Raw genomic sequence first — 20,002 nt, 5'->3', positions numbered from 1 at the left:
GAAGTGGGCTTGGGCTCTGGGACTGAGGGCCGCGCTGGGCGCTTACGCGATCTTGAATCGCGACACCGACTGGCGCAGTTCCTCGGCCATCCGGGTCAGCTCGCGCACCTGCTGCGCCGTGGAGCGGGTACCTTCACCGGTCTGCTCCGTCACCGCGAAGATGTGCTGGATGTTGCCGGCCACCACGTTGGCGGATTCGGCTTCCTTCGACGTCGAGGTCGAGATCTCTTCAATCAGCTCGGCGAGGCGGCGCGACACCTGGTCGATTTCCGTCAGCGCCGTGCCGGCGTTGTCGGACAGCTTGGCCCCTTCCACCACACCCTGCGTGGAGCGTTCCATGGCGGCCACCGCGTCCTGCGTGTCGGTCTGAATGGCCTTCACCAGCGCCGAGATCTGGCGCGTGGCGTCGGCGGAACGTTCGGCCAGGCGCTGCACTTCTTCCGCAACCACCGAGAAGCCCCGGCCCGCTTCACCGGCCGACGCGGCCTGGATGGCGGCGTTCAGGGCCAGCACGTTGGTCTGTTCGGTAATGTCGGAAATCAGTTCGGTGATTTCGCCGATCTCCTGCGAGGATTCGCCCAGGCGCTTGATCCGCTTGGAGGTTTCCTGGATCTGGTCGCGGATGGCGTTCATGCCGCCGATCGCGTTCTGCACGGCCTGCAGGCCCTGCTCGGTGGCGCGCAGCGTCTGCCGGGCCACCTGGGCCGACTCCTGCGCTTGCCCGGACACCGTGTTGATGCGGCCAGCCATGTCGAGCACCGACTGGCCGGTTTCACGAATCTCGCGCAGCTGCTCTGTCGAAGCAGCCAGCAGCTCGGTGGAGGTCGATTCCACCTGCGCCGTCGTCTGCGCCACCTTGGTCGCCGTGCTCTGCACGGAGCCCACCAGCTGGCGCAGTTCTTCCACCGTGTAGTTCACCGAGTCGGCGATGGCGCCGGTGATGTCCTCGGTCACGGTGGCTTCCTGGGTCAGGTCGCCTTCGGCCACCGACTGCAGTTCGTTCATCAGTCGCAGAATGGCGGCCTGGTTGGCATCGTTCACGCGCTTGGCTTCCTGCTCCTGGCGCTCGGCTTCCTGGCGCTGCGATTCCGCGCGCTGCTGGCGGTTGCGCGAGTCCTGCAGCTGCACGAAGGCGAGGCCGATGGCGCACAGGATGGCGAAAGCGGCGGCAATCAGCAGGGCCAGCAGGGCACCGGCACCGAGGCCGGTCTGCGCGGACAGCTTGCCCTGCAGGTCCTCCATCGCGCGGCGCAGCGGCTCCGAGTCCTGGATGATCGAGCTCTGCGCTTCACGCGCGGACACCAGGCCCTGCAGGTTGCCCAGGATGGCGCCGGCCTGCGTGCGGGTCTGTTCGTACAGCTTCAGCAGCGCGTCGAGGCGCTCGCGGGTCTGTTCGTCCTTGGAGCCTTGCAGGCGCAGTTCCGGGCTGCCATCCAGCATGCCTTGCGCGATTTCCTTGAACGAGTTCAAGTCCTTGCCCAGCAGGAACACGGCTTCCGGCGACACGCCTTCCATGGTCAGGAATTCGTTGGCGGACTTGCCGATCCGCTGGGTCAGCATCACCAGCTGGCCGGCGGCGGAGATCTCGGCCGGCGCGGCGTTCTGCTGCAGCTTGAGCGAGGACACCGTCTCGGCGATTTCCAGCAGGTCGGACGACTGGCGGTTGATGGTGCGAAGCGCCGCGCCCACCTGCGTCAGGATCTTCTGCTGGCTCATCACGGTGGCGGCGTTCTTCTCGGCGCGCTCCATCAGCGGGACGATCTTCTCGACGTCCGGCTGCAGCTCGTTGCCCACCGCGGCCAGGCCCAGGGACGGGTCGCCGTTCTTCAGCGCGCGCACGGTGCTGGCCAGCACCTTGGCCGACTCCTGCACGTCCGGAAAGGCCTGCGGCGAACCGATCAGGGCCTGCGACACCGACTTGGCGAGGCGCTGCGACTGCATCAGCGAAGTGCCGGTGCCGGCCACCTGGCGCGCGACCTTGTCGGCCTGGTTCACCGCGAAGACGGCCACGCCGCCCAGCACGATCAGCGAGGCGGCCAGCAGCAGGAACAGCACGCGCTGGTGGGTCGACGCGGTGCGGCGGCCCATCAAGGGAACGGAAATCAGCTCCTCGTCGTCCGCCTGCTGGATGGGGTCGATCGAATCGTCGATGCTGTCGGGGTCGACCTGCGAGCGGTTCATGCCCTGCGTGCTGCCGGCCTCGATGCTCGCGGTCGTCGCGTCCGGGCCGAGGCTCATCTCCTGGGTGATGGAGGGATCGGCGTCGGACGGGTCTTTCTTGCCAAAGATGTTTTTCAGGGAAGCGGCGACGGACATGATGACAAGCCTTCGGTAGGGAGGGCCTAAGCGCTGATGCTCAGGAACTGCGGTTGTTGCGACAGCGCCTGCAGGTTGATTTCCTGCCAGTGCGCGCCGGTGGCATCGGTGTAGCCGCTGCCGAAGTAATCGGGTGAGCCCTCGGGGGGCTGGTTGGAGGCGGTGAAGGCCTCCATGTTGCGCAGGCCGGCCAGGCGGTCGATCAACAGTGCGCAGTTGATCTCCAGCAGCTGGTTCAGCGCGACGAGCCGCGACTCGGCGCGGCCCGCATCGGAGCGCTGCGCCGGCGGCTGGCCGCTGACGTAGCTGCCCAGGTCGACCACGCCGTACAGGCCGCCGCGCAGGTTGGCGACGCCCAGGAACCAGGGGTGCGTGTAAGGCACGCCCTGCGTGGCGGCGAAGGGGAAGATCTCGCCGGCCTGGCTCAGCGGAAACAGGTACTTGTTGCCGGCGGCCTCGACGGCCAGCCAGGCCGCCTGCACGCCTTCGCTGCGGGCGGCCTGGAGCCGGCTGGCCAGCCGGCTCTGCAGCTCACGGAGGGCTTCACGGTTGGCCATGGGTTGGTGCTGCGCTGCGCCGGCTTAACCCAGGGCCTTGATCTTGGCCATGAGTTCGTCGGCGTCCACCGGTTTGGTGATGTAGTCGCGCGCGCCCTGCCGCATGCCCCAGACCCGGTCGGTTTCCTGGTTCTTGCTGGTGCACATGATGATCGGCACGTCGGCGAAGTTGGGGTCGCGGCTGATCGCGCGGGTGAGCTGGAAGCCGTTCTGGCCGGGCATCACCACGTCCATCAGGATCAGGTCGGGCTTCTCTTCGGCCAGGCGGCGGAAGGCGTCGTCCGCGCCTTCGGCGGTCTTCACGGCGAACCCGTTCTTCTGCAACAGGTCGGTCATGAACATCAGTTCGGTCTTGGAATCGTCCACAACGAGTACTTTGCGGATGGCCATGGCATCTCTCCTATTTATTTCGGCTGCCCGAACTGCTGCACGGTCTGCAGCAGCTGGTCCTTGGTGAATGGCTTGGTGAGGTAGTCCTGCGAGCCGACCATGCGGCCGCGCGCCTTGTCGAACACGCCGTCCTTGGACGACAGCATGACGACGGGAACGGATGCGAACTTGGCGTTGCGCTTGATGATGGCGCAGGTCTGGTAGCCGTCCAGGCGCGGCATCAGGATGTCGCAGAAGATCAGGTTGGGCTGGTAGTCGTTGACCTTGGACAGGGCGTCGAAACCGTCCTCGGCCAGCATGACCTCGTGGCCGCCCTGCTTGAGGAAGATCTCCGCACTGCGCCGGATGGTGTTGCTGTCATCGATCACCAACACCTTCAACCCAGTCGTGCTCACTTGATGCCGCTCCTCAACTTGTAAATTTATGGGGCGGCACCGTCCTGCTCGAATGCTGCTGTTCTGCGGCCTCCGCCCCTTTTTAGATCTGGACCATTTCGAAGTCTTCCTTGCGCGCGCCGCATTCTGGACAGGTCCAGTTCATCGGCACCTGCTCCCACGGGGTTCCGGGGGCGATGCCGTGGTCAGGGGCGCCGGTGGCTTCGTCGTAAATCCACCCGCAAATCAGACACATCCACGTTTTGGTCTCGGTCACAGCTTAAAGGGCCTTCGTCTAGAATGCAACGATTGTATCTAGGCCCTTTGCCTACGAATCCGCAGGCGCTGCGCGGCCCAATGACTAATTCCACACCTATCACCACGGCTCCCTCCAAAGAGCAGGAGAGCGAGGAATCCGGGCCCGCCTGCGTGATGGTGTTCAACGCGAGCGACCCGAGCGGTGCAGCCGGATTGTCCGCCGACATCACCGCGATCGCATCGGTCGGCGCGCATCCGCTGCCCGTCGTCACCGGCGCGTACGTGCGCGACACCGGAGAGGTGTTCGACCATTTCGCCTTCGACGAGGAGGCCGTCGCCGAACAGGCGCGCACGATCCTCGAGGACGTGCCGGTGCAGGTGATCAAGGTCGGATTCGCGGGCAGCCCCGAGGCGCTTTCGACCATCGCGGAGATCGCCGCGGACTATCCGGACGTGCCGCTGATCGCGTACATGCCGGCGCTTTCCTGGTGGGACGAAGGCCCGACGGACCTCTACGAAGATGCCTTCAAGGAGCTCCTGCTGCCCCAGACCACCGTGTTGGTAGGAAACCACAGCACCCTGTGGCGCTGGCTGTTGCCGGAGTGGAACAAGGAGAGCAGTCCCACCGCCCGCGACATCGCCAAGGCCGCTTCCGAGATGGGCGTGCCTTACACCCTCGTCACCGGCATCCCGTTGCCCGAGCAGTTCATCGACAACGTGCTGGCCACGCCGCAAGCGGTGCTGGCCAGTGAGAAGTTCGAGCGCTTCGACGCCGCCTTTGCCGGCGCCGGCGACACGCTGTCGGCGGCGCTCGCCGCCCTCGTGGCCGGTGGCGCCGACCTGGCCGCCGCGGCCACCGAAGCCCTGGCCTATCTTGACCGCTGCCTCGACGGCGGCTTCCGGCCCGGCATGGGCCACGTGGTTCCCGACCGCCTGTTCTGGGCGCAGCCCGAAGCCGACGAAGCCGACGACGAGGACGCCTCCTCCGGCCCAACGGCCTTCGACCTGCCTGCCCATGACACCAAGCACTGACCGCAATTCCGCGCTGTTCGAGCGCGCCCGCCAGCTCATTCCGGGCGGCGTCAATTCGCCGGTGCGCGCCTTCCGCGCCGTCGGCGGCACGCCGCGCTTCGTGCAGCGCGCGCAAGGCGCCTATTTCTGGGACGCCAACGGCACGCGCCAGATCGACTACATCGGCTCCTGGGGTCCCATGATCCTGGGCCACGGCCACCCGCGCGTGGTGGAGGCCGTGCAGCGCGCGGTGACCGAGGGCTTCTCCTTCGGCGCACCGACCGAGCGCGAAGTGGAGCTGGCCGAAGAGATCGTGAAGCACCTGCCCTCGGTGGAGATGGTGCGGCTGGTGAGCTCCGGCACCGAAGCCGCGATGAGCGCGATCCGCCTCGCGCGCGGCGCCACCGGCCGCAGCACCATCATCAAGTTCGAAGGCTGCTACCACGGCCACGCCGATGCGCTGCTGGTGAAGGCCGGGTCGGGCCTGGCCACCTTCGGCCATCCGACCAGCGCCGGCGTCCCGCAGGAAGTGGTGCAGCACACGCTGGTCCTCGAATACAACAACGTGGAGCAGCTCGAAGCCGCGTTCGCGAAGCACGGCGCCGACCTCGCCTGCGTCATCATCGAGCCGATCGCCGGCAACATGAACTTCGTGCGCGCCAGCCGGCCTTTCATGCAGAAGTGCCGCGAGCTGTGCACGCAGCACGGCGCGCTGCTGGTGTTCGACGAGGTGATGACCGGCTTCCGCGTGGCGCTGGGCGGCGCCCAGGCTGTGTACGCCGCGCAACTGCCCGGCTTCGCGCCCGACATCACGGTGCTGGGCAAGGTGATCGGCGGCGGCATGCCGCTGGCCGCCTTCGGCGGGCCGCGCGCCATCATGGAAAAGCTCGCGCCGCTGGGGCCCGTGTACCAGGCCGGCACCTTGTCCGGCAATCCGGTCGCCACGGCGTGCGGACTGGCGACGCTGCAGGAAGTGGCGCGGCCGGGCTTCTACGAAGCCCTCTTCAAGAAGACTTCATCGCTGGTCGAAGGCCTGAAGTCGGCGGCGGCGGAAGCGGGCATCGCATTCGCGGCCGATTGCGAAGGCGGCATGTTCGGCTTCTTCCTGCTGCCGGAGCTGCCGCAGAACTACGGCGCGGTCATGAAGAGCGACGCACCGAAGTTCGGCAAGCTGTTCCACGGGCTGCTCGATCGCGGCGTGTACATCGCGCCGGCCCTGTACGAAGCGGGCTTCGTGAGTTCCGCGCACAGCGAGCAGGACATCGCGGACACGGTGGCTGCGGCGCGGGAAGTGTTCAAGACGCTCGGCTGACTTGTCATCCCGGGCGCGACCCGGGATCCATTTCCCGTGGTCGATGGGGCACTGGGGCTGGATTGCGGGTCGAGCCCGCAATGACAACGCGCGGGATCAGTGCCGGAAGTGCCGCACCCCGCTGAACACCATCGCCACGCCGCGCTCGTTCGCAGCAGCTATCACTTCCTGGTCCCGCATCGACCCACCCGGCTGGATCACGCAGGTCGCGCCTGCATCCACCACGACGTCGAGCCCGTCACGGAACGGGAAGAACGCATCGCTCGCCACGGCCGTGCCCGCCAGCGACAGCTTGGCGTGCTGCGCCTTGATGCTCGCGATGCGCGCCGAATCCAGCCGGCTCATCTGGCCGGCGCCGACGCCCATGGTCATGCCGTCCTTGCAGAACACGATGGCGTTGGACTTCACGTACTTCGCCACCTTCCACGCGAACAGCAGGTCCTGCAGTTCCTGCTGCGTCGGCTGCTTCTTCGTCACGACCTTCAGGTCGCCCAGCGCCAGCTCGTGGTTGTCGGCCGTCTGCATCAGCAGGCCCGAGCCGATGCGCTTGATGTCCATCAGGTTCTGGCCCTTGTCCCACGCGGTCGCGCCGCCCGGCGGCAGTGCGATCTTCAGCAGCCGCACGTTAGCCTTGCCGGCGAAGGCCTGCAGCGCCACGGGCGTGAAGTCCGGCGCCATCAGCACTTCGACGAACTGCTTCACCACCTGCTGCGCAGCGGCGCCGTCCAGCGGCCGGTTGAAGGCGATGATGCCGCCGAAGGCGGACGTCGGGTCGGTCTGGAAGGCCTTGGAATAGGCTTCCAGTGGATCCTTGCCCAGCGCCACGCCGCAGGGATTGGCATGCTTGACGATCACGCAGGCCGGCGTGTCGAAGGACTTCACGCATTCCCAGGCCGCGTCGGCATCGGCGATGTTGTTGTACGAGAGCTCCTTGCCCTGCAGCTGCTGCGCCTGCACCAGCGAACCGGGCGCCGGGTACAGGTCGCGGTAGAAGGCGGCCTGCTGGTGCGGGTTCTCGCCGTAGCGCAGATCCTGCAGCTTGACGAAGCGGCCGTTCGCCTGCGCCGGGAAGGACGAGCGCGTGCCGTCTTCCTGCAGCGACGACAGGTAGTCCGAGATCGCGGCGTCGTAGTTGCTGATGCGGTTGAACGCGGCGACGGACAGCGCGAACTTCGTCTTGTCCGAGACCTTGCCGTTGGCCTTGAGCTCGTCGAGCACGCCCTGGTACTGCGACGCGTCCGTCAGCACCGCGACGTCCTTCCAGTTCTTGGCGCCGCTGCGCACCATGGCCGGGCCGCCGATGTCGATGTTCTCGATGGCGTCTTCGAGCGTGCAGCCGGGCCTGGCGACGGTCGCTTCGAAGGGATAGAGGTTGACCACCAGGAGGTCGATGGTGTCGATGCCGTGCTGCTTGAGCGCCGCCACGTGTTCGGGCAGGTCGCGCCGCGCCAGCAGGCCGCCGTGCACCTTGGGATGCAGCGTCTTCACGCGGCCGTCCAGCATTTCAGGGAAGCCGGTGACCTCGGCCACTTCGGTGACCGGCAGGCCCTTGTCGGCCAGCAGCTTGGCCGTGCCGCCGGTGGAGATCAGGCGCACGCCCTGCGCATGCAGCGCCTGGGCGAGTTCGACGATGCCGGTCTTGTCGGAGACCGAAAGCAATGCGTTCATTTGAGGAGCTTGTGTTCTATGAGCTTCTTGCGAAGCGTGTTCCGGTTCAGGCCCAGCCATTCGGCCGCGCGCGACTGGTTGTTCTCGGCTTTCGCCATCACCACTTCCAGCAGCGGTTTCTCCACCACTTTCACCAGCATCTCGTACATGCCGTCGGGTTCGGTGCCGCGCAGGTCGCGGAAGTAACCCTCCAGGCTGGCGCGGACGCATTCTTCGATTTGTTTCTTGCTCATGCCTCGCTCTCGGCGTAAGCGCCATCGCACGCGGACTCCTCGGCAACGGGCAGGCGGTCCATCCGCGCGCCCAGCGCCTCGAAGAAAGCGGCAACGGCGGCAAACTGCTGTGCGCTGTTGTCGATCGTGTTCATGTGGCCGCGGAACTCGGCGCCACCGGGCAGCGCCTTCACGTACCAGCCGATGTGCTTGCGCGCGCTGCGCACGCCGGTGAATTCGCCGTACAGGGCGTAATGGTCCTGCAAGTGCGCCAGCAACGCCCGCTGCACCTCGGCCACCAGCGGCGGCGCGAGGTGCGTGCCGGTGGCAAGGAAGTGGACGATCTCGCGAAAGATCCAGGGCCGGCCCTGCGCGGCGCGGCCCACCATTACGGCGTCGGCGCCGGTGGCCGCCAGCACGTCGCGCGCCTTCTCCGGCGTCGTGATGTCGCCGTTGGCCACCACGGGGATGCGCACCGCGGCCTTCACCGCGGCGATGGTGTCGTATTCGGCGTGGCCGCCGTAGCCCTGCTCGCGCGTGCGGCCGTGGATGGTCAGCAGCTGGATGCCCACGTCCTCGAAGGCGCGGGCCAGCGCCAGCGCGTTCTTGTGGTCCTGCGACCAGCCGGTGCGCATCTTCAGCGTGACCGGCACGCCCTGCGGTGCGCAGGCCTGGACCACGGCGGCGGCAATCGAGACGGCCAGCGGCTCGTCCTGCATCAGCGCCGAGCCGGCCCACTTGTTGCAGACCTTCTTGGCCGGGCAGCCCATGTTGATGTCGATGATCTGCGCGCCGCGCGCCACGTTGTACGCGGCGGCCTCGGCCATCATCTGCGCGTCGGTGCCGGCGATCTGCACGGCGATTGGCCCTGGCTCGCCCGCGTGGTCGGCGCGGCGCGAGGTCTTCAGGCTGTTCCACAGCTCGCGCCGCGACGTGACCATCTCGCTCACCGCATGGCCGGCGCCGAAAGAGCGGCACAGCTGGCGGAACGGCCGGTCCGTGACGCCTGCCATCGGCGCCACGAACACGTTGTTCGCGAGACGGTAGGGGCCGATGTTCATTGCGGTGTGGATGGGGGACTGCCGAAAAAAGAGGCACGATTGTAGGCCCGGGACATTTCAGCGCTTGAAATGAAATTCCGCCCCAATCCGCAGGCGTCCTCCGATAATGCGCGCGCATGCCTGCCTGGATGGAAACACTGTTCGCCCTGCTGGCGCTGCCGCAATACGGGCTGAGCACGCTCTTCGTGGCAGCGTTCGTCTCCGCAACGCTGCTGCCGGTCGGCTCCGAGCCGGCGCTGTTCGGCTTGCTGAAGCTCAACCCCGATCTCTTCTGGAGCGCGATGGCCGTGGCCACCGCCGGCAACACGCTGGGCGGCATGGTGGACTGGTGGATGGGCTACGGCGCGCACAAGGTGGCGGACAAGTACGCGCATTCGCACGTCCATGTGAAGGCCCTGGACATGCTGGAAAAGCTGGGCCCCAAGGCCTGCCTGCTGGCCTGGTTGCCCATCGTCGGCGATCCGCTGTGCGCGGTGGCCGGGTGGCTCAAGTTCCCGTTCTGGCCCTGCGTGGGCTACATGCTGGTCGGGAAGTTCCTGCGCTATCTCTGCATGACCACAGTGCTCCTTCGGCTGTTCCCGAACTGATCCGCGGAAGCACAGGCTACGATTGCCCTTCGGCAGGATCAGGGAGCGGGTACGCCTTCAATCTAGCGCCCCTGAACCTCCAGCGCCGAATCAGCGCCGCGACCGGGACTGCAATCACGAAAAGCCAAGCCAGGCTCGTCAGCACTAGTGCCAGCGGCAGCGTGGCGGGCCGGTAGTGCATCGCGATCTCGAATTTGCCCGCTTGGACAGGAATCCCGCGAAACGTACCTTGAACCTTACCAATGTCGACGGTCTTGCCGTTGACTGTCGCCTGCCAGTTCCGATGCCAGTTGTCGGTAAGCACCGCTGTCCCGGGCGTCGCAGCCTCGCCCTGCAGTATCACTGACGCATTGCGATACATCGCGATCTTCACCGGCACAACGTCTTTCGCCTCGAGGTTGGGCGGAAGGGTCACTTCACCTTGCGTTGGAAGGACGCCAGGCAGAAAGAAGGCCCGGGGGAAAGCCGTCGGATTTTCGATGATCTTCGTGAACTTCGAAACGTGGACTATCGGCAAGCCCTTCGCCTGCGCGTCCGCAAACAAGGTGGCGTACGTCGACGGCGCGATCACGTACTTGACGCCCAGCAGGTTGACGAGGAACCAGTCGTAGTAATCGAGAGTTGCTTTCGGCTGCGGCACAGCGAGCGACGTGAATTCGGAAAAATGCGCTTCCTGCGGCAGATTGCGCGTCATTTCCTTGAAGTACTGCTTGTAGCCGGGCATGGGCGCTGGGTTCAGGGAGGTCACTTCCTGCAGCTGGAATGCCGACCCGTTGTCCATGGCCGTTGCGTAGACACCCAGCGTCATGGTGCGGTCGAGCCCGGCGTGCTGCTGCAGGAACCGCACGTCGCTTGTCGGCTTATCGTAGATATCTTCACGCGCGAAACGCACTTCCTTGGCATCCACCACCAGTTGCAGGAACATCAGCATTACCAGCATGCCCGTGAGTCCGAAGCGCAGATCAGGGAATCTGCGCACCAGCCAGAGCGAGGCCAGAAGAACGACGCTGAGCGCAGCGATCAGCCCCACTGAACCGATTGGGCACGGGGTGGCTAATGGATTGCACACAGCCGCCGACTGCCGCAGGCCGTAAGAATTTGCAAGGAGTACCGTGCCCGCAACGGCTATCGCGATCAACACGAGCTGCGGAATGAAGGAGAATTTCCGCTCCAGCAGGTTCTGGGTACCGATGGCGGCGAGGATCGTCAGGGGGATGCTGATGGCCACCCATGTGTACTGCTCGCCGATGTTGCGAACAATCGGGAGATGGTCAACTAGCCAGGTCACGCCGGGAATCCCGAAGTCGCGGGCGAATACGACGGCTGCCATGAGAGTCGCTGCGAAGGCGAGCGGGCGCAGCCGCGACTCCCCCCGCCTGAAGGCGCTTGCGACCAATCCAAGGCCGATCACGCTGTAATGGAAGATCGTGTTGCCTCCCAAGGTGAACGCCTCCGGGTTTCCCGCTCGGTACGACTCGAAGAAATGCGACGAACTGAAGATCGACAAGAGGCCGTTGAATGACGCCGGGTAAAAAATGCGCTCCCGATAGGCGCTCAAGGTTCCGGTGACATCAAGGTTTTCGAAGAAAGGCAAATAGATGAACGCGACTCCGCACAGCGCGATCGCTCCCACCAGTGCCTGCAGGCCAAGAGCCCGCGACAGGATCCGGATCTTGCTGGCGCCGCCCCAATCGGCGCAGAGCGCGAACCCGGTGGTGCATACGACGATGGCAAGCCCCTCCAGCAGCGTGGTGGGCAAGAACGTATAGGAAAGCAGCCCCATGTAAGCAGCAGCTGCGGCAGCTACGCGCACCGGTGTTCTGCTCTCCATCAGCCGGAAGCAGGCCAAGAGGCACATGGGCACGAACACATAGCTTTGTGCGACGTTGGAGCCCAGGTTCGCCGTGTTGAAGCCGTTCAGGAGATAGAGCACCGCTGCGGCGGTCGCCGCGAGGGGGTGCAGGCGCAGGGGTCCTTCACACAGTCTGAATACGAAGAAAACTCCCATCCAGAACCCGAGCAGAGTCAGCATGTCGTACACGTGGCTGCCCCCGCCAAGGAGGGCGTAGGCCAGGGTAAAGGCTGAGAGCTTCAGGTCGACCAAGGTCTCCGGCCCCAGAGAACCCGCCATCGAATAAGGATTCCAGTATGGGGAGTCCTTTGTCGCCAACGTATGGCGAATGAACTCCATCGCCGGCTCCGATTGGAACTGGCCTCCAGCGGTGTCGTTGAGGCCGGAGGTGTACCAATCCTGATGCAGCTGCCCGGGGTTGCGCGCCGGCACGGGATAGAAGTCCGTGCGCTTCTTCTGGTTAATCGTGGCCCACTGCTGATCGTTCATGCGGAAGCCCGCGCCCAGCAAAACGGCATCGGGAAACGCGGCAAACACGAGCAGCAACGAGAGGAGCAGCTGTCGACCCACCTTCGGGAGGCGAGGGCCCACCGAATTGACGACCACGGTATCAGGCGCCTGACTGCGCCGCTGGCGCAAGTGGATGGCCAGGCCAAGAGCGGCCAAGAAGGATAACGTCACACCGAATAGCCGGCAGGTCGAGCGGCTGGGGAAGTCCTCGGCCGGCGGCACAGTGGATTGCTGGCCGCCGATCTGGATGGCCACGTACGATTCCTGCGGAGTCCGCAAGTCGACCATGCGGTACGTACCAGGCGCTTCTTCAAGGCGCGCCACGCCCCCGTTCGCATGGCGGATGATCGAAACGTACAGCGGCTCTAGGTTTGTCTCGAACCGGAGTGGCTCTGTCGGCCCGTCCGACTCCAAGCGCACCAGTTCGGCCAACCGCGTCACCTTCCAGCCCGATTTCGGCATCAGCAACCGGCCGTTGCTGACGTACTCGTCGTAACGCTTGTCGTACAGCACGACAAGCACCGACCCGGGCTCCGTGGCGGCCCGGCCGATCGCGACCTTGTACACCGGCGGCTCACTGCCTTGGCGGAACGACAGTGCGAAAGCAAGAATGGCCAGCAGCGCAAATAAGCAAGCGGTTAAGGGGAGGCGCTTCACTACATGGTCCTCAAATAGGGCGACAGGCTGGATGGGAACGATGCAGCGCGGCCGCGGGGCCTACCGTTTGGCGATTCGGAAAGCCAATGCAACCAGAATCACGAGGACCAGCAGGCCGATGGCGATCGCATACACGGGCTTGAAGCCGAATATTTCTGTGGTCGGCGGAACGGTCGATTCCGGACCGCCAATTTGGATGTTCTCGATCGTTTCCTGCGGCGATCTCAGGTTGAACTGGCGCGTGAAGCCGGGCGCCCCCTCGAGCTTGGCGACTCCGCCGTTCGCATGGCGGATCAGCGACACCAGAACCGGTTGGGTGCTGGTCTCGAAACGCAGGGGTTCGGCCTTGCTCTCGGGCTCCAGTCGCACAGTATCCGGGCTGCCGGGCAGGCGAGTTATCTTCCAGCCAACCTTCGGAACGATGAGTTGACCGCTAGACGTGTATTCGTCGTAGCGCTTTCCGTAAAACACGACTAGCACCGATCCTGGCGATTCCGCTTGACTGATCGTGGCGCGATAAATCGGCGGCTTGCCAAAAACCCCGAACCACAAAACGAGAGCAAAAACGGCCAAGATGGCCAGCATGGAGGCGATGAGAGGAAGACGTTTCACGATGAGTTTTATTGTTCAGAGGAGAGGGAAGCTGTGTGGCAGCCGACATTGTCTTAACTGCTACGCGCCGCGTCAGCGGTATGTCAGAACCAATAGATGAGGTTGTGCCGGTGCAGGAAGGCGCGCAGCAGGCAGTACAAGAAGCCGGGGCCTTCCTTGCGGAAAATGAACTTTGAAACTCCGCGCTCGCGCGTGCCTTGCGCCCCCGCAAGGTAAGCCACCTCACCGCCCGTTAGGATGGACTTGAAGGTGATTTCGGGTGAAATGCTAAAGCGGTTCTGACTCAGGCCCACGCCCATCATCTCGCGGCGGCGAAACATCTTGAAGGCGTAGGTGGAGTCCGGGATCTTCTGCCCAAGCGCGATGCGAACTCCGCGGCGGAAGAAGAATTGGAAGAATTTGTATTTGAAAGGGATGGTCGATGCATCGCCTTCGCTAAGGTAGCGCGAACATTGCACCATCACGCAGCCCTGCTCCATCTTTTCATACATCCGCGGAATCATCTGAATAGGATCGACAGCATCCGCGGACACGAAGATGCAGTAGCGGCCCGTACCGTGGGCAACACCGTAGCGGACCACCGCGCCATAACCGCGGCGCCGCAGCGGCCGCGTGATCAGCGTCATCCTGCACTTGTGGCCCCATTCCTTTCCCCAACGCTTCGCATACTCGACGGTGCTGTCGTCGCTCTGATCGTCAACGACGACGATTTCCGATGTGAAGCTCTGTGCTGTGACCAAGTCTCGCACCTGATCCAGGATGCTTGTGATGTTCTCCTGCTCGTTCAGGCAGGGGATGACGATCGTCAGGTCCACGCGCTGGCGGTCGTCGTCCGGCACGTCGCCTACGGAAAGTGAATGTGTCACGTTGTTAACTTTATGGTCGTGGGAAGTTCATCGGACCGCTTGGCGCTGTACGTCAGCCACACCAGCCCACCGGAAAAGCTCACGAGCATCATGAGGATGCGAAAAGCCAGGTAGATGGTCGAGTAAGGCGCGAAGGTGGAACCGAGTTCGAGGCACACCTTCGCGAACACAGCCTCACCTATCCCAAGTCCGCCAGGACTCAGTGGAATGGCCGAAGACACGTTCCCGACAACGCCGGCGAGCGCCGAGATCATGGGTGGCGGGCCGAAAGAGAAGGCGCTGCCGATAAGGGCGATTCCGCACGCCACGATTGCGCTGGCCAGAACCGACAGCAGGGTACAAACCAGCATCGCGGGCCAGTGGCCCATCACGAGCACGACAGTTTCACGCAGCTGATGCGCGAACGGCCGCAACTTGCGCAGCCAGTAAGGCCAATCGGTGACCTTCACGAAGCGAGCCATGCCGAACAGCGCGAGGCCTCCCGCCATGCAGACCGCGATGGCTCCCAGGCACAAGGACAGGTAGAAGGTTAGTACTGGATGCCGGTCGCCTTGCTGCCAGACTACAAGCATCAGGAGAGTGGCTGCACCTAACAGGCCGGTGAGCGCAAAGACGCGATCGATCACGATGGTCAGAACAGCCGTAGTGCGGCTCTGCCCAAGGCTGCGAAATAGGTACAACGCCCGCGCCGCATCGCCACCGGCGGCGCCCGGCAGCCAGGTTGAAAAGAAGGAGCCGATCAACGTAAGGCTGGCCACTTGCCGGTACCCAAGGCGGATGCCGGCGACCCGCAGGATCAGCCACCACCGAACCGCTCCAATCAGCAAGGCGGCCAAAAGGAGGCCCATGCACCCCAGTGCAATGGGCACATTGCCAACGAGCGTGGTCAGCAGTGACCCGAACGCAATGGAACCCCGAACCAGAAGGAAGTAAAGGATTCCAATAGCAATTGCCAACTTGGCAAGCATCCAAACCAGTCGGCGATGAGGTACTGTCATAATGGGGGCTTCAGCCGCTGATGTCGGTCATTGTGACAATGGCCGCCCAATTCAATTCACCGAGCCTTGAGCGCAAGATTCATGACTCTTGCGCGGACGGCAATTCAGCAGTGGCGGATTGTACCCGGCGCGCGACGGGGCCCTGCACGCCGTCGCCGCTTGGGCCCTGGGCGCCGAACCGACAAAAAGGATGACCAGTGGGTGATTCCAGCAATAGCAACCTCGAATATTGGGTGCGTCTGCAGGACGATGAGGGCTACTTCGACAACCATCCCATCTACCACGGGGCGCGCGAGTTCAGCCTAAATGATTATGGCGGCGATGACGCCGGACAGGCACTGGCCGCCTTCGGCGCGCTGGCGCCCGGCAAGAAAGTTGCGGTGATCGGCTGCGGCTACGGCCGCGAGACACTGCAGTTCGCAGGCGAGGTGGCGCACGTCTGGGGCATTGATGTCAGCGCCAAACTGCTGGCGCGCACGCAGAGCTTTCTCGCATCCCGCGGCATCGACAACTTCTCGCCGGTGCTTGCTTCCGAGTACGACGAACGTTTGCCGCACGATCTCGACGTCGTATTCTCGGTAGTGGTGATGCAGCACCTGACCCGGGACTTGGTGCGCGACTATTTCCGCACGCTGCGCAAGCACTTGGTGGACGGCGGCGTGTTCGTCGTGCAGTTCCTCGAGGAGCTGTATGACGGAGTAGATCAGCGGGACGCCGAATTGCGGGTCTATGAGCCTTCGATCAGTTGGACGCTTGCCCAGCTGGCACAGCTATCGATCGATACGGGCCTGCGTTTCCGCGAAGTGCGCACACAGATGCTCGGGCCAAGGACCCTTTGGCATTGGGTGCACTTCGCGAAGGAAGCGGGCTCCGCGTAGGCGGCGTTATCGCCAAGTTCAGACGTTGAACAGGAAGTTCATCACGTCGCCATCCTTGACGACGTATTCCTTGCCTTCGCTGCGCATCTTGCCCGCGTCCTTGGCGCCCTGCTCGCCCTTGAAGGCGATGTAGTCGTCGTAGCCGATGGTCTGCGCGCGGATGTAGCCGCGTTCGAAGTCGGTGTGGATGACGCCGGCGGCCTGCGGGCCGGTGGCGCCGATCGGCACGGTCCAGGCGCGGACTTCCTTCACGCCGGCGGTGAAGTAAGTCTGCAGGCCCAGCAGCTTGAAGGCCGCGCGGATCAGCCGGTTCAGGCCCGGCTCGTCCTGGCCGATCTCGGACAGGAACATCTGCTTGTCCTCGTCGCTCATGTCGGCCATCTCGGCTTCCATCTTGGCGCAGATCGCCACCACCGGCGCGTTCTGCTTGGCCGCGTACTCGCGCAGGCGATCGAGGTAAGGGTTGTTCTCGAAGCCGTCCTCGGAGACGTTGGCGACGAACATCGCCGGCTTGGCCGTGATCAGGCACAGCGGCTTCACCAGCGGCTGTTCTTCCTTGCTGAAGGCGATCGAACGCACCGGCAGGCCCTGGTTCAGCGCCGTCTGGCAGCGCTCCAGGATAGCCACCAGCTTGGCCGCTTCCTTGTCGCCCGAACGCGCCGTCTTGTTGTGGCGGTGCAGCGCCTTTTCGACGGTGCCCAGGTCGGCCAGGCACAGCTCGGTCTGGATCACCTCGATGTCGCTCACCGGGTCGACCTTGCCGGCCACGTGGATCACGTTCTCGTCGTCGAAGCAGCGCACCACGTTGACCGTGGCATCCGTCTCGCGGATGTGCGCCAGGAACTGGTTGCCCAGCCCCTCGCCCTTGCTGGCGCCCGCCACCAGCCCGGCGATGTCGACAAACTCGACAATGGCTGGCACGATGCGCTCAGGTTTGACGATCTCCGCCAGCGCCGCGAGCCGCGGGTCGGGCAGTTCGACGATGCCCACGTTCGGCTCGATGGTGCAAAAAGGGTAGTTTTCTGCGGCAATCCCCGCCTTGGTCAAGGCGTTGAACAAGGTGGATTTGCCGACGTTGGGCAAGCCCACGATCCCGCACTTCAAACTCATGTCAGTTCCCGAAAATCCAGCCGGAAAGTGTATGCGATGGCTCGCAGCCGGGTGCCGCGCCGGGCTATTCGGGATCGCCGTCCTGCTGGCGGCGGCGCCGGCCGCGCAGGCCGCCACGCCGGTGGTGCTGGCGGACGCCATGCGGCGCCTCGACGCCCAGCCGCTGGCGGCCACGTGGTTCGACGCGGAGGGCAACGCCACCCTGGAGCAGGTGGTCGGCCCGGGCGGGGCGGCGCGCTTCACCAAGGCCGCGGCGCCGGACGCCATCCAGGACCTGGGAAGCAAGGGCGCGCTGTGGCTGCACCTGAACCTGGCGCGCGGCCAGGACGAGCGGCAGGAATGGGTGCTGGAATTCCCGATGCCGGTGCTGGACCTGGTGACGGTCTACCAGCGCTCCGGCAACGGCTGGCGCGCCGAAAGCGCGGGCGACACGCTGGCGGTCAACAGCTGGCCGGAAGGCGGCCGCTATCCCTACTTCCGGCTCGACGTGCCCGCGGGCGAGGCGCGCGACGTCTACGTGCGCATCCGTCACACGACACCGGCGAACTTCCCGTTGCAGCTGGTGACAGCGGCGCAGCATGCGCACCACATCCAGCTCGAATATCTCGCACTCGGCACCGCCGTCGGCGCATTGCTGCTGCTGGTGGCCGGCTGCCTCGCGCGGGGCTGGGTCTACCGCGACCGCATCTTTGCCTGGTATGCGCTCTACGCGATGGTGACCAGCCTCGCGGTCGCCTCGTTCACCGGCGTGGCCGCGCACCTGCTGTGGCCCGGGCTGGGCGCCTTGTCGGATGCGCCGATGGCGATGCTGGCCGCGGCGGCCGGCGTGGCCGGGCTGCTGTTCGTGCGCAACCTGATCGGCCTGCGCCGCCGCTTCCGCCTGCAGGACCGGTTGCTGCTGACGCTGGCAGTGGTGGGCGGCGTGCTCGCGGTGGCGCCGCCGCTGCTGCCCAAGATGCTGGGCCTGCGCCTGCTGGGCGCTTACCTCGGCGTCACCACCCTGGCCCTGCTGGGCGTCGGCCTGGCGGCCTGGCGCCGCGGCGACGTCGTCGGCAAGTGGGTCTTTGCGGCCTACTTCCCGATGACGCTGTCGGTGCTGGCGAGCTTCATGCGCATCTTCGGCTGGCTGCCGGTCAGCACCGGCTCGCAGTACGGCGTGGTGCTGGCGATGGGCGTGGAGGTGCCGCTGCTGCTGGTGGCATTGACCATCCGCTCGCGCGACCGCCACAGCGCCCAGGTGCGCGAGCAGGCCTTGAGCACGCACGACGCCTTGACCGGCCTGCTGGCGCCGCACCTGTTCCAGGACCGCCTGCGCCAGGTCTGCGCCCGCTTCAAGCGCGACGGCCAGAGCGCCGCCGTGATGTTCATCGACCTCGTGAACCACGCCCGCATCAAGGAACACTTCGGCGCCGCGGTGGCGGAGCAGAGCCTGCTGCGCAGCGTGATCAAGCTGCGCCGGCTGGTGCGCGACGTCGACACCATTGCCCGCATGGGCGAGGCGCGCTTTGCGGTCATCCTGGAGGGCGCCGCCTTGCGCGCCTCGGTCACCGACCGGGCGGCGCGGCTGATCGCCGCCGGCCTGATGCCGCTGCCCGGGCTGAAGCCCGACGTCACCCTGCAGTTCCACATCGCGGCGCTGCTCCTGAGCGAAAGGCCGCTGGAGGCGGGCGAGATCGAGGCCGCGCTGGCCGGCCAGCTGGCCCTCATGTCCCCGCGCACCCGGCGGCCGATCCGCTTCATCCTGCCGGAGGCGGTGCCGCCGTCGTCCGATGGCGGGCAGGATTCGTCGCTGTTCATGCCGGCCGACGACGCGCGCCGCAGCCGGCCGCCGCTATCGGCCGTGGGCTAGTCGAACTTCCAGTCGCCCGTGACCGCCTGGCCCACGCGCAGCGTGCGCTCCAGGCCCTCCATCACGATCACGTTCATCCCGAAGGCCACCGCGCCGCCGACGACGTCGCTGCGCCGGTAGCCTTGCAGCGTGTCGCTCACCACCGGATTGCTCTGCGCGGTCGCCGGATCGATGTCGGGAATCGGGCAGCGCGGGCAAGGCTTGACCGGCCGCAGGCGCACCAGGCCCTCGCCGGTTGCGATGTCCATCTGCGCCATCCGGTCCTCGTCGTGCGCCTCCACGCCTTCCAGCACGATGTTCGGCCGGAAGCGCTCGATGCCCACCGCCTCGTGGCCGGCCGCGCGCAGTTTTTCGTTCAAGAGCTCCAGCGAGGCCGTGCTGATGACCAGCAGCGGATAGCCGTCCTGGAACTGGTTCAGCGCCGTGTCCGCGCCGGTCCAGTCGCGGTTGGACGCGCGGTCGTGCTCGGGATCGAAGCGCACCAGGCGCAGCCCCGGCCGGCCCAGGAAGTCGCTGAACCATTGCGCCGCGATCGCGCCCATGTCGAAGGCCGGCACCGTGTCGTTCCAGACCTTCACCTGCACCGGCTCTTCGACGGTGTCGATCGCCAGGTGCAGCGCCAGCATGCCGGGCGCGCGCAGGATCACTTCGCTCAGCTTGAGCGTGGGCCGGATGAGCGCCATGCGCGGCAGCTCGCGCTGGGTGACGAATTCGCCTGCGGCATCGACCACCATCCAGGCGCGGTCGAGATCGAATCCGGTGTCGGTGAGCAGGGCCTCGCGCAGTTCCACGCCGGCGCAGGATTTCACGGGATAGACGAACAGGCGCGCGATGCGGGCGCTGACCTCGGGGGCGGGGGTGCTCATGCGGAGGGATGTCTGGGGGGAAGCCAGCACCGATTGTGCCCCGGCTCCTACAATCCCC

19 protein-coding genes are annotated in these 20,002 nt (G+C 65.4%); 5 read left to right on the top strand and 14 right to left on the bottom strand.

Annotated features, from left to right (window positions below; all coding sequences use genetic code 11):
* Nucleotides 1-42 precede the first annotated feature (42 nt).
* The 5 genes from LZ009_RS22775 to LZ009_RS22755 form a co-directional block, all read right to left on the bottom strand.
* Complete coding sequence (locus LZ009_RS22775; protein ID WP_275700279.1) at nt 43-2,316, bottom strand: methyl-accepting chemotaxis protein; 2,274 nt, start codon at nt 2,314-2,316, stop codon at nt 43-45.
* Between the two features lie 26 nt (nt 2,317-2,342).
* Complete coding sequence (locus tag LZ009_RS22770; RefSeq protein WP_275700278.1) at nt 2,343-2,873, bottom strand: chemotaxis protein CheW; 531 nt, start codon at nt 2,871-2,873, stop codon at nt 2,343-2,345.
* 24 nt (nt 2,874-2,897) lie between these two features.
* Nucleotides 2,898-3,263, bottom strand: a complete 366-nt coding sequence (locus LZ009_RS22765) for a response regulator transcription factor (protein WP_275700277.1) — start codon at nt 3,261-3,263, stop codon at nt 2,898-2,900.
* A gap of 14 nt (nt 3,264-3,277) precedes the next feature.
* The gene (locus tag LZ009_RS22760) at nt 3,278-3,658 is read right to left on the bottom strand and encodes a response regulator (protein ID WP_275700276.1); all 381 of its coding nucleotides are present in this window, start codon (nt 3,656-3,658) and stop codon (nt 3,278-3,280) included.
* A gap of 82 nt (nt 3,659-3,740) precedes the next feature.
* Nucleotides 3,741-3,893, bottom strand: a complete 153-nt coding sequence (locus tag LZ009_RS22755; protein WP_187078047.1) for a rubredoxin — start codon at nt 3,891-3,893, stop codon at nt 3,741-3,743.
* A gap of 101 nt (nt 3,894-3,994) precedes the next feature.
* Here LZ009_RS22755 and thiD point away from each other — a divergent pair, with 101 nt between their 5' ends.
* Nucleotides 3,995-4,927: a bifunctional hydroxymethylpyrimidine kinase/phosphomethylpyrimidine kinase gene (thiD, locus tag LZ009_RS22750; protein WP_275700275.1), complete on the top strand. Its 933-nt coding sequence runs from the start codon at nt 3,995-3,997 to the stop codon at nt 4,925-4,927.
* On the top strand, nt 4,911-6,218 hold the full coding sequence (hemL, locus tag LZ009_RS22745; RefSeq protein ID WP_275700274.1) for a glutamate-1-semialdehyde 2,1-aminomutase: 1,308 nt from the start codon (nt 4,911-4,913) through the stop codon (nt 6,216-6,218). Before thiD ends, hemL begins: the two co-directional genes overlap by 17 nt.
* 96 nt (nt 6,219-6,314) lie before the next feature.
* On the opposite strand, the gene purH is transcribed toward hemL, so the two are convergent.
* The 3 genes from purH to dusB are packed head-to-tail and all read right to left on the bottom strand — an operon-like array spanning nt 6,315 to nt 9,159.
* Nucleotides 6,315-7,886 carry a bifunctional phosphoribosylaminoimidazolecarboxamide formyltransferase/IMP cyclohydrolase gene (gene purH, locus LZ009_RS22740; protein WP_275700273.1) on the bottom strand — a complete coding sequence of 524 codons (1,572 nt, stop codon included), beginning with the start codon at nt 7,884-7,886 and terminating at the stop codon, nt 6,315-6,317.
* The gene (locus LZ009_RS22735; protein ID WP_275700272.1) at nt 7,883-8,119 is read right to left on the bottom strand and encodes a Fis family transcriptional regulator; all 237 of its coding nucleotides are present in this window, start codon (nt 8,117-8,119) and stop codon (nt 7,883-7,885) included. The genes purH and LZ009_RS22735 overlap by 4 nt, the downstream gene beginning before the upstream one ends.
* Nucleotides 8,116-9,159 carry a tRNA dihydrouridine synthase DusB gene (gene dusB / locus LZ009_RS22730; protein WP_275700271.1) on the bottom strand — a complete coding sequence of 348 codons (1,044 nt, stop codon included), beginning with the start codon at nt 9,157-9,159 and terminating at the stop codon, nt 8,116-8,118. The genes LZ009_RS22735 and dusB overlap by 4 nt, the downstream gene beginning before the upstream one ends.
* 116 nt (nt 9,160-9,275) lie before the next feature.
* Here dusB and LZ009_RS22725 point away from each other — a divergent pair, with 116 nt between their 5' ends.
* Nucleotides 9,276-9,746: a YqaA family protein gene (locus tag LZ009_RS22725; protein WP_275700270.1), complete on the top strand. Its 471-nt coding sequence runs from the start codon at nt 9,276-9,278 to the stop codon at nt 9,744-9,746.
* A 16-nt stretch (nt 9,747-9,762) separates the two neighbouring features.
* On the opposite strand, the gene LZ009_RS24330 is transcribed toward LZ009_RS22725, so the two are convergent.
* From LZ009_RS24330 to LZ009_RS22705, 4 genes are all read right to left on the bottom strand, one after another.
* Nucleotides 9,763-12,765 (bottom strand): YfhO family protein, encoded by a 3,003-nt coding sequence (locus LZ009_RS24330; protein WP_275700269.1) that lies wholly within the window; start codon nt 12,763-12,765, stop codon nt 9,763-9,765.
* A gap of 60 nt (nt 12,766-12,825) precedes the next feature.
* Nucleotides 12,826-13,377 (bottom strand): hypothetical protein, encoded by a 552-nt coding sequence (locus tag LZ009_RS22715; protein WP_275700268.1) that lies wholly within the window; start codon nt 13,375-13,377, stop codon nt 12,826-12,828.
* 83 nt (nt 13,378-13,460) lie between these two features.
* Nucleotides 13,461-14,216, bottom strand: coding sequence for a glycosyltransferase family 2 protein (locus LZ009_RS22710; RefSeq protein ID WP_275700267.1), 756 nt, complete (start codon nt 14,214-14,216; stop codon nt 13,461-13,463).
* A gap of 23 nt (nt 14,217-14,239) precedes the next feature.
* Entirely contained in the window at nt 14,240-15,211 is a 972-nt protein-coding gene (locus tag LZ009_RS22705; RefSeq protein ID WP_275700266.1) for a lysylphosphatidylglycerol synthase transmembrane domain-containing protein, read from the bottom strand.
* A gap of 227 nt (nt 15,212-15,438) precedes the next feature.
* Here LZ009_RS22705 and LZ009_RS22700 point away from each other — a divergent pair, with 227 nt between their 5' ends.
* A complete protein-coding gene (locus tag LZ009_RS22700) occupies nt 15,439-16,119 on the top strand; it encodes an SAM-dependent methyltransferase (protein ID WP_275700265.1) in 681 nt (226 codons plus the stop codon).
* A gap of 18 nt (nt 16,120-16,137) precedes the next feature.
* On the opposite strand, the gene ychF is transcribed toward LZ009_RS22700, so the two are convergent.
* Nucleotides 16,138-17,229: a redox-regulated ATPase YchF gene (ychF, locus tag LZ009_RS22695; protein WP_275700264.1), complete on the bottom strand. Its 1,092-nt coding sequence runs from the start codon at nt 17,227-17,229 to the stop codon at nt 16,138-16,140.
* Nucleotides 17,230-17,260: 31 nt separating this feature from the next.
* On the opposite strand from ychF, the gene LZ009_RS22690 reads away from it, so the two are divergent.
* A complete protein-coding gene (locus tag LZ009_RS22690; protein WP_275700263.1) occupies nt 17,261-19,078 on the top strand; it encodes a sensor domain-containing diguanylate cyclase in 1,818 nt (605 codons plus the stop codon).
* Here LZ009_RS22690 and LZ009_RS22685 read toward each other — a convergent pair.
* The gene (locus LZ009_RS22685; RefSeq protein WP_275700262.1) at nt 19,075-19,944 is read right to left on the bottom strand and encodes an MOSC domain-containing protein; all 870 of its coding nucleotides are present in this window, start codon (nt 19,942-19,944) and stop codon (nt 19,075-19,077) included. The genes LZ009_RS22690 and LZ009_RS22685 overlap by 4 nt on opposite strands.
* Nucleotides 19,945-20,002: the final 58 nt, after the last annotated feature.

Source organism: Ramlibacter paludis (assembly GCF_022012305.1).
GTDB classification, from domain to species: Bacteria; Pseudomonadota; Gammaproteobacteria; order Burkholderiales; family Burkholderiaceae_C; genus Ramlibacter; species Ramlibacter paludis.
The sequence above is the reverse complement of the archived record's forward strand: the minus strand, read 5'-3'. Positions and strand labels throughout refer to the sequence as shown.

Bases quoted from the DNA above. Each gene is read 5' to 3' on its own strand.
- LZ009_RS22775 (WP_275700279.1), bottom strand. From the start codon at position 2,316: ATGTCCGTCGCCGCTTCCCTGAAAAACATCTTTGGCAAGAAAGACCCG.
- LZ009_RS22770 (WP_275700278.1), bottom strand. From the start codon at position 2,873: ATGGCCAACCGTGAAGCCCTCCGTGAGCTGCAGAGCCGGCTGGCCAGC.
- LZ009_RS22765 (WP_275700277.1), bottom strand. From the start codon at position 3,263: ATGGCCATCCGCAAAGTACTCGTTGTGGACGATTCCAAGACCGAACTG.
- LZ009_RS22755 (WP_187078047.1), bottom strand. From the start codon at position 3,893: ATGTGTCTGATTTGCGGGTGGATTTACGACGAAGCCACCGGCGCCCCT.
- thiD (WP_275700275.1), top strand. From the start codon at position 3,995: ATGACTAATTCCACACCTATCACCACGGCTCCCTCCAAAGAGCAGGAG.
- hemL (WP_275700274.1), top strand. From the start codon at position 4,911: ATGACACCAAGCACTGACCGCAATTCCGCGCTGTTCGAGCGCGCCCGC.
- purH (WP_275700273.1), bottom strand. From the start codon at position 7,886: ATGAACGCATTGCTTTCGGTCTCCGACAAGACCGGCATCGTCGAACTC.
- LZ009_RS22735 (WP_275700272.1), bottom strand. From the start codon at position 8,119: ATGAGCAAGAAACAAATCGAAGAATGCGTCCGCGCCAGCCTGGAGGGT.
- dusB (WP_275700271.1), bottom strand. From the start codon at position 9,159: ATGAACATCGGCCCCTACCGTCTCGCGAACAACGTGTTCGTGGCGCCG.
- LZ009_RS22725 (WP_275700270.1), top strand. From the start codon at position 9,276: ATGCCTGCCTGGATGGAAACACTGTTCGCCCTGCTGGCGCTGCCGCAA.
- LZ009_RS22705 (WP_275700266.1), bottom strand. From the start codon at position 15,211: ATGCTTGCCAAGTTGGCAATTGCTATTGGAATCCTTTACTTCCTTCTG.
- ychF (WP_275700264.1), bottom strand. From the start codon at position 17,229: ATGAGTTTGAAGTGCGGGATCGTGGGCTTGCCCAACGTCGGCAAATCC.
- LZ009_RS22690 (WP_275700263.1), top strand. From the start codon at position 17,261: ATGCGATGGCTCGCAGCCGGGTGCCGCGCCGGGCTATTCGGGATCGCC.
- LZ009_RS22685 (WP_275700262.1), bottom strand. From the start codon at position 19,944: ATGAGCACCCCCGCCCCCGAGGTCAGCGCCCGCATCGCGCGCCTGTTC.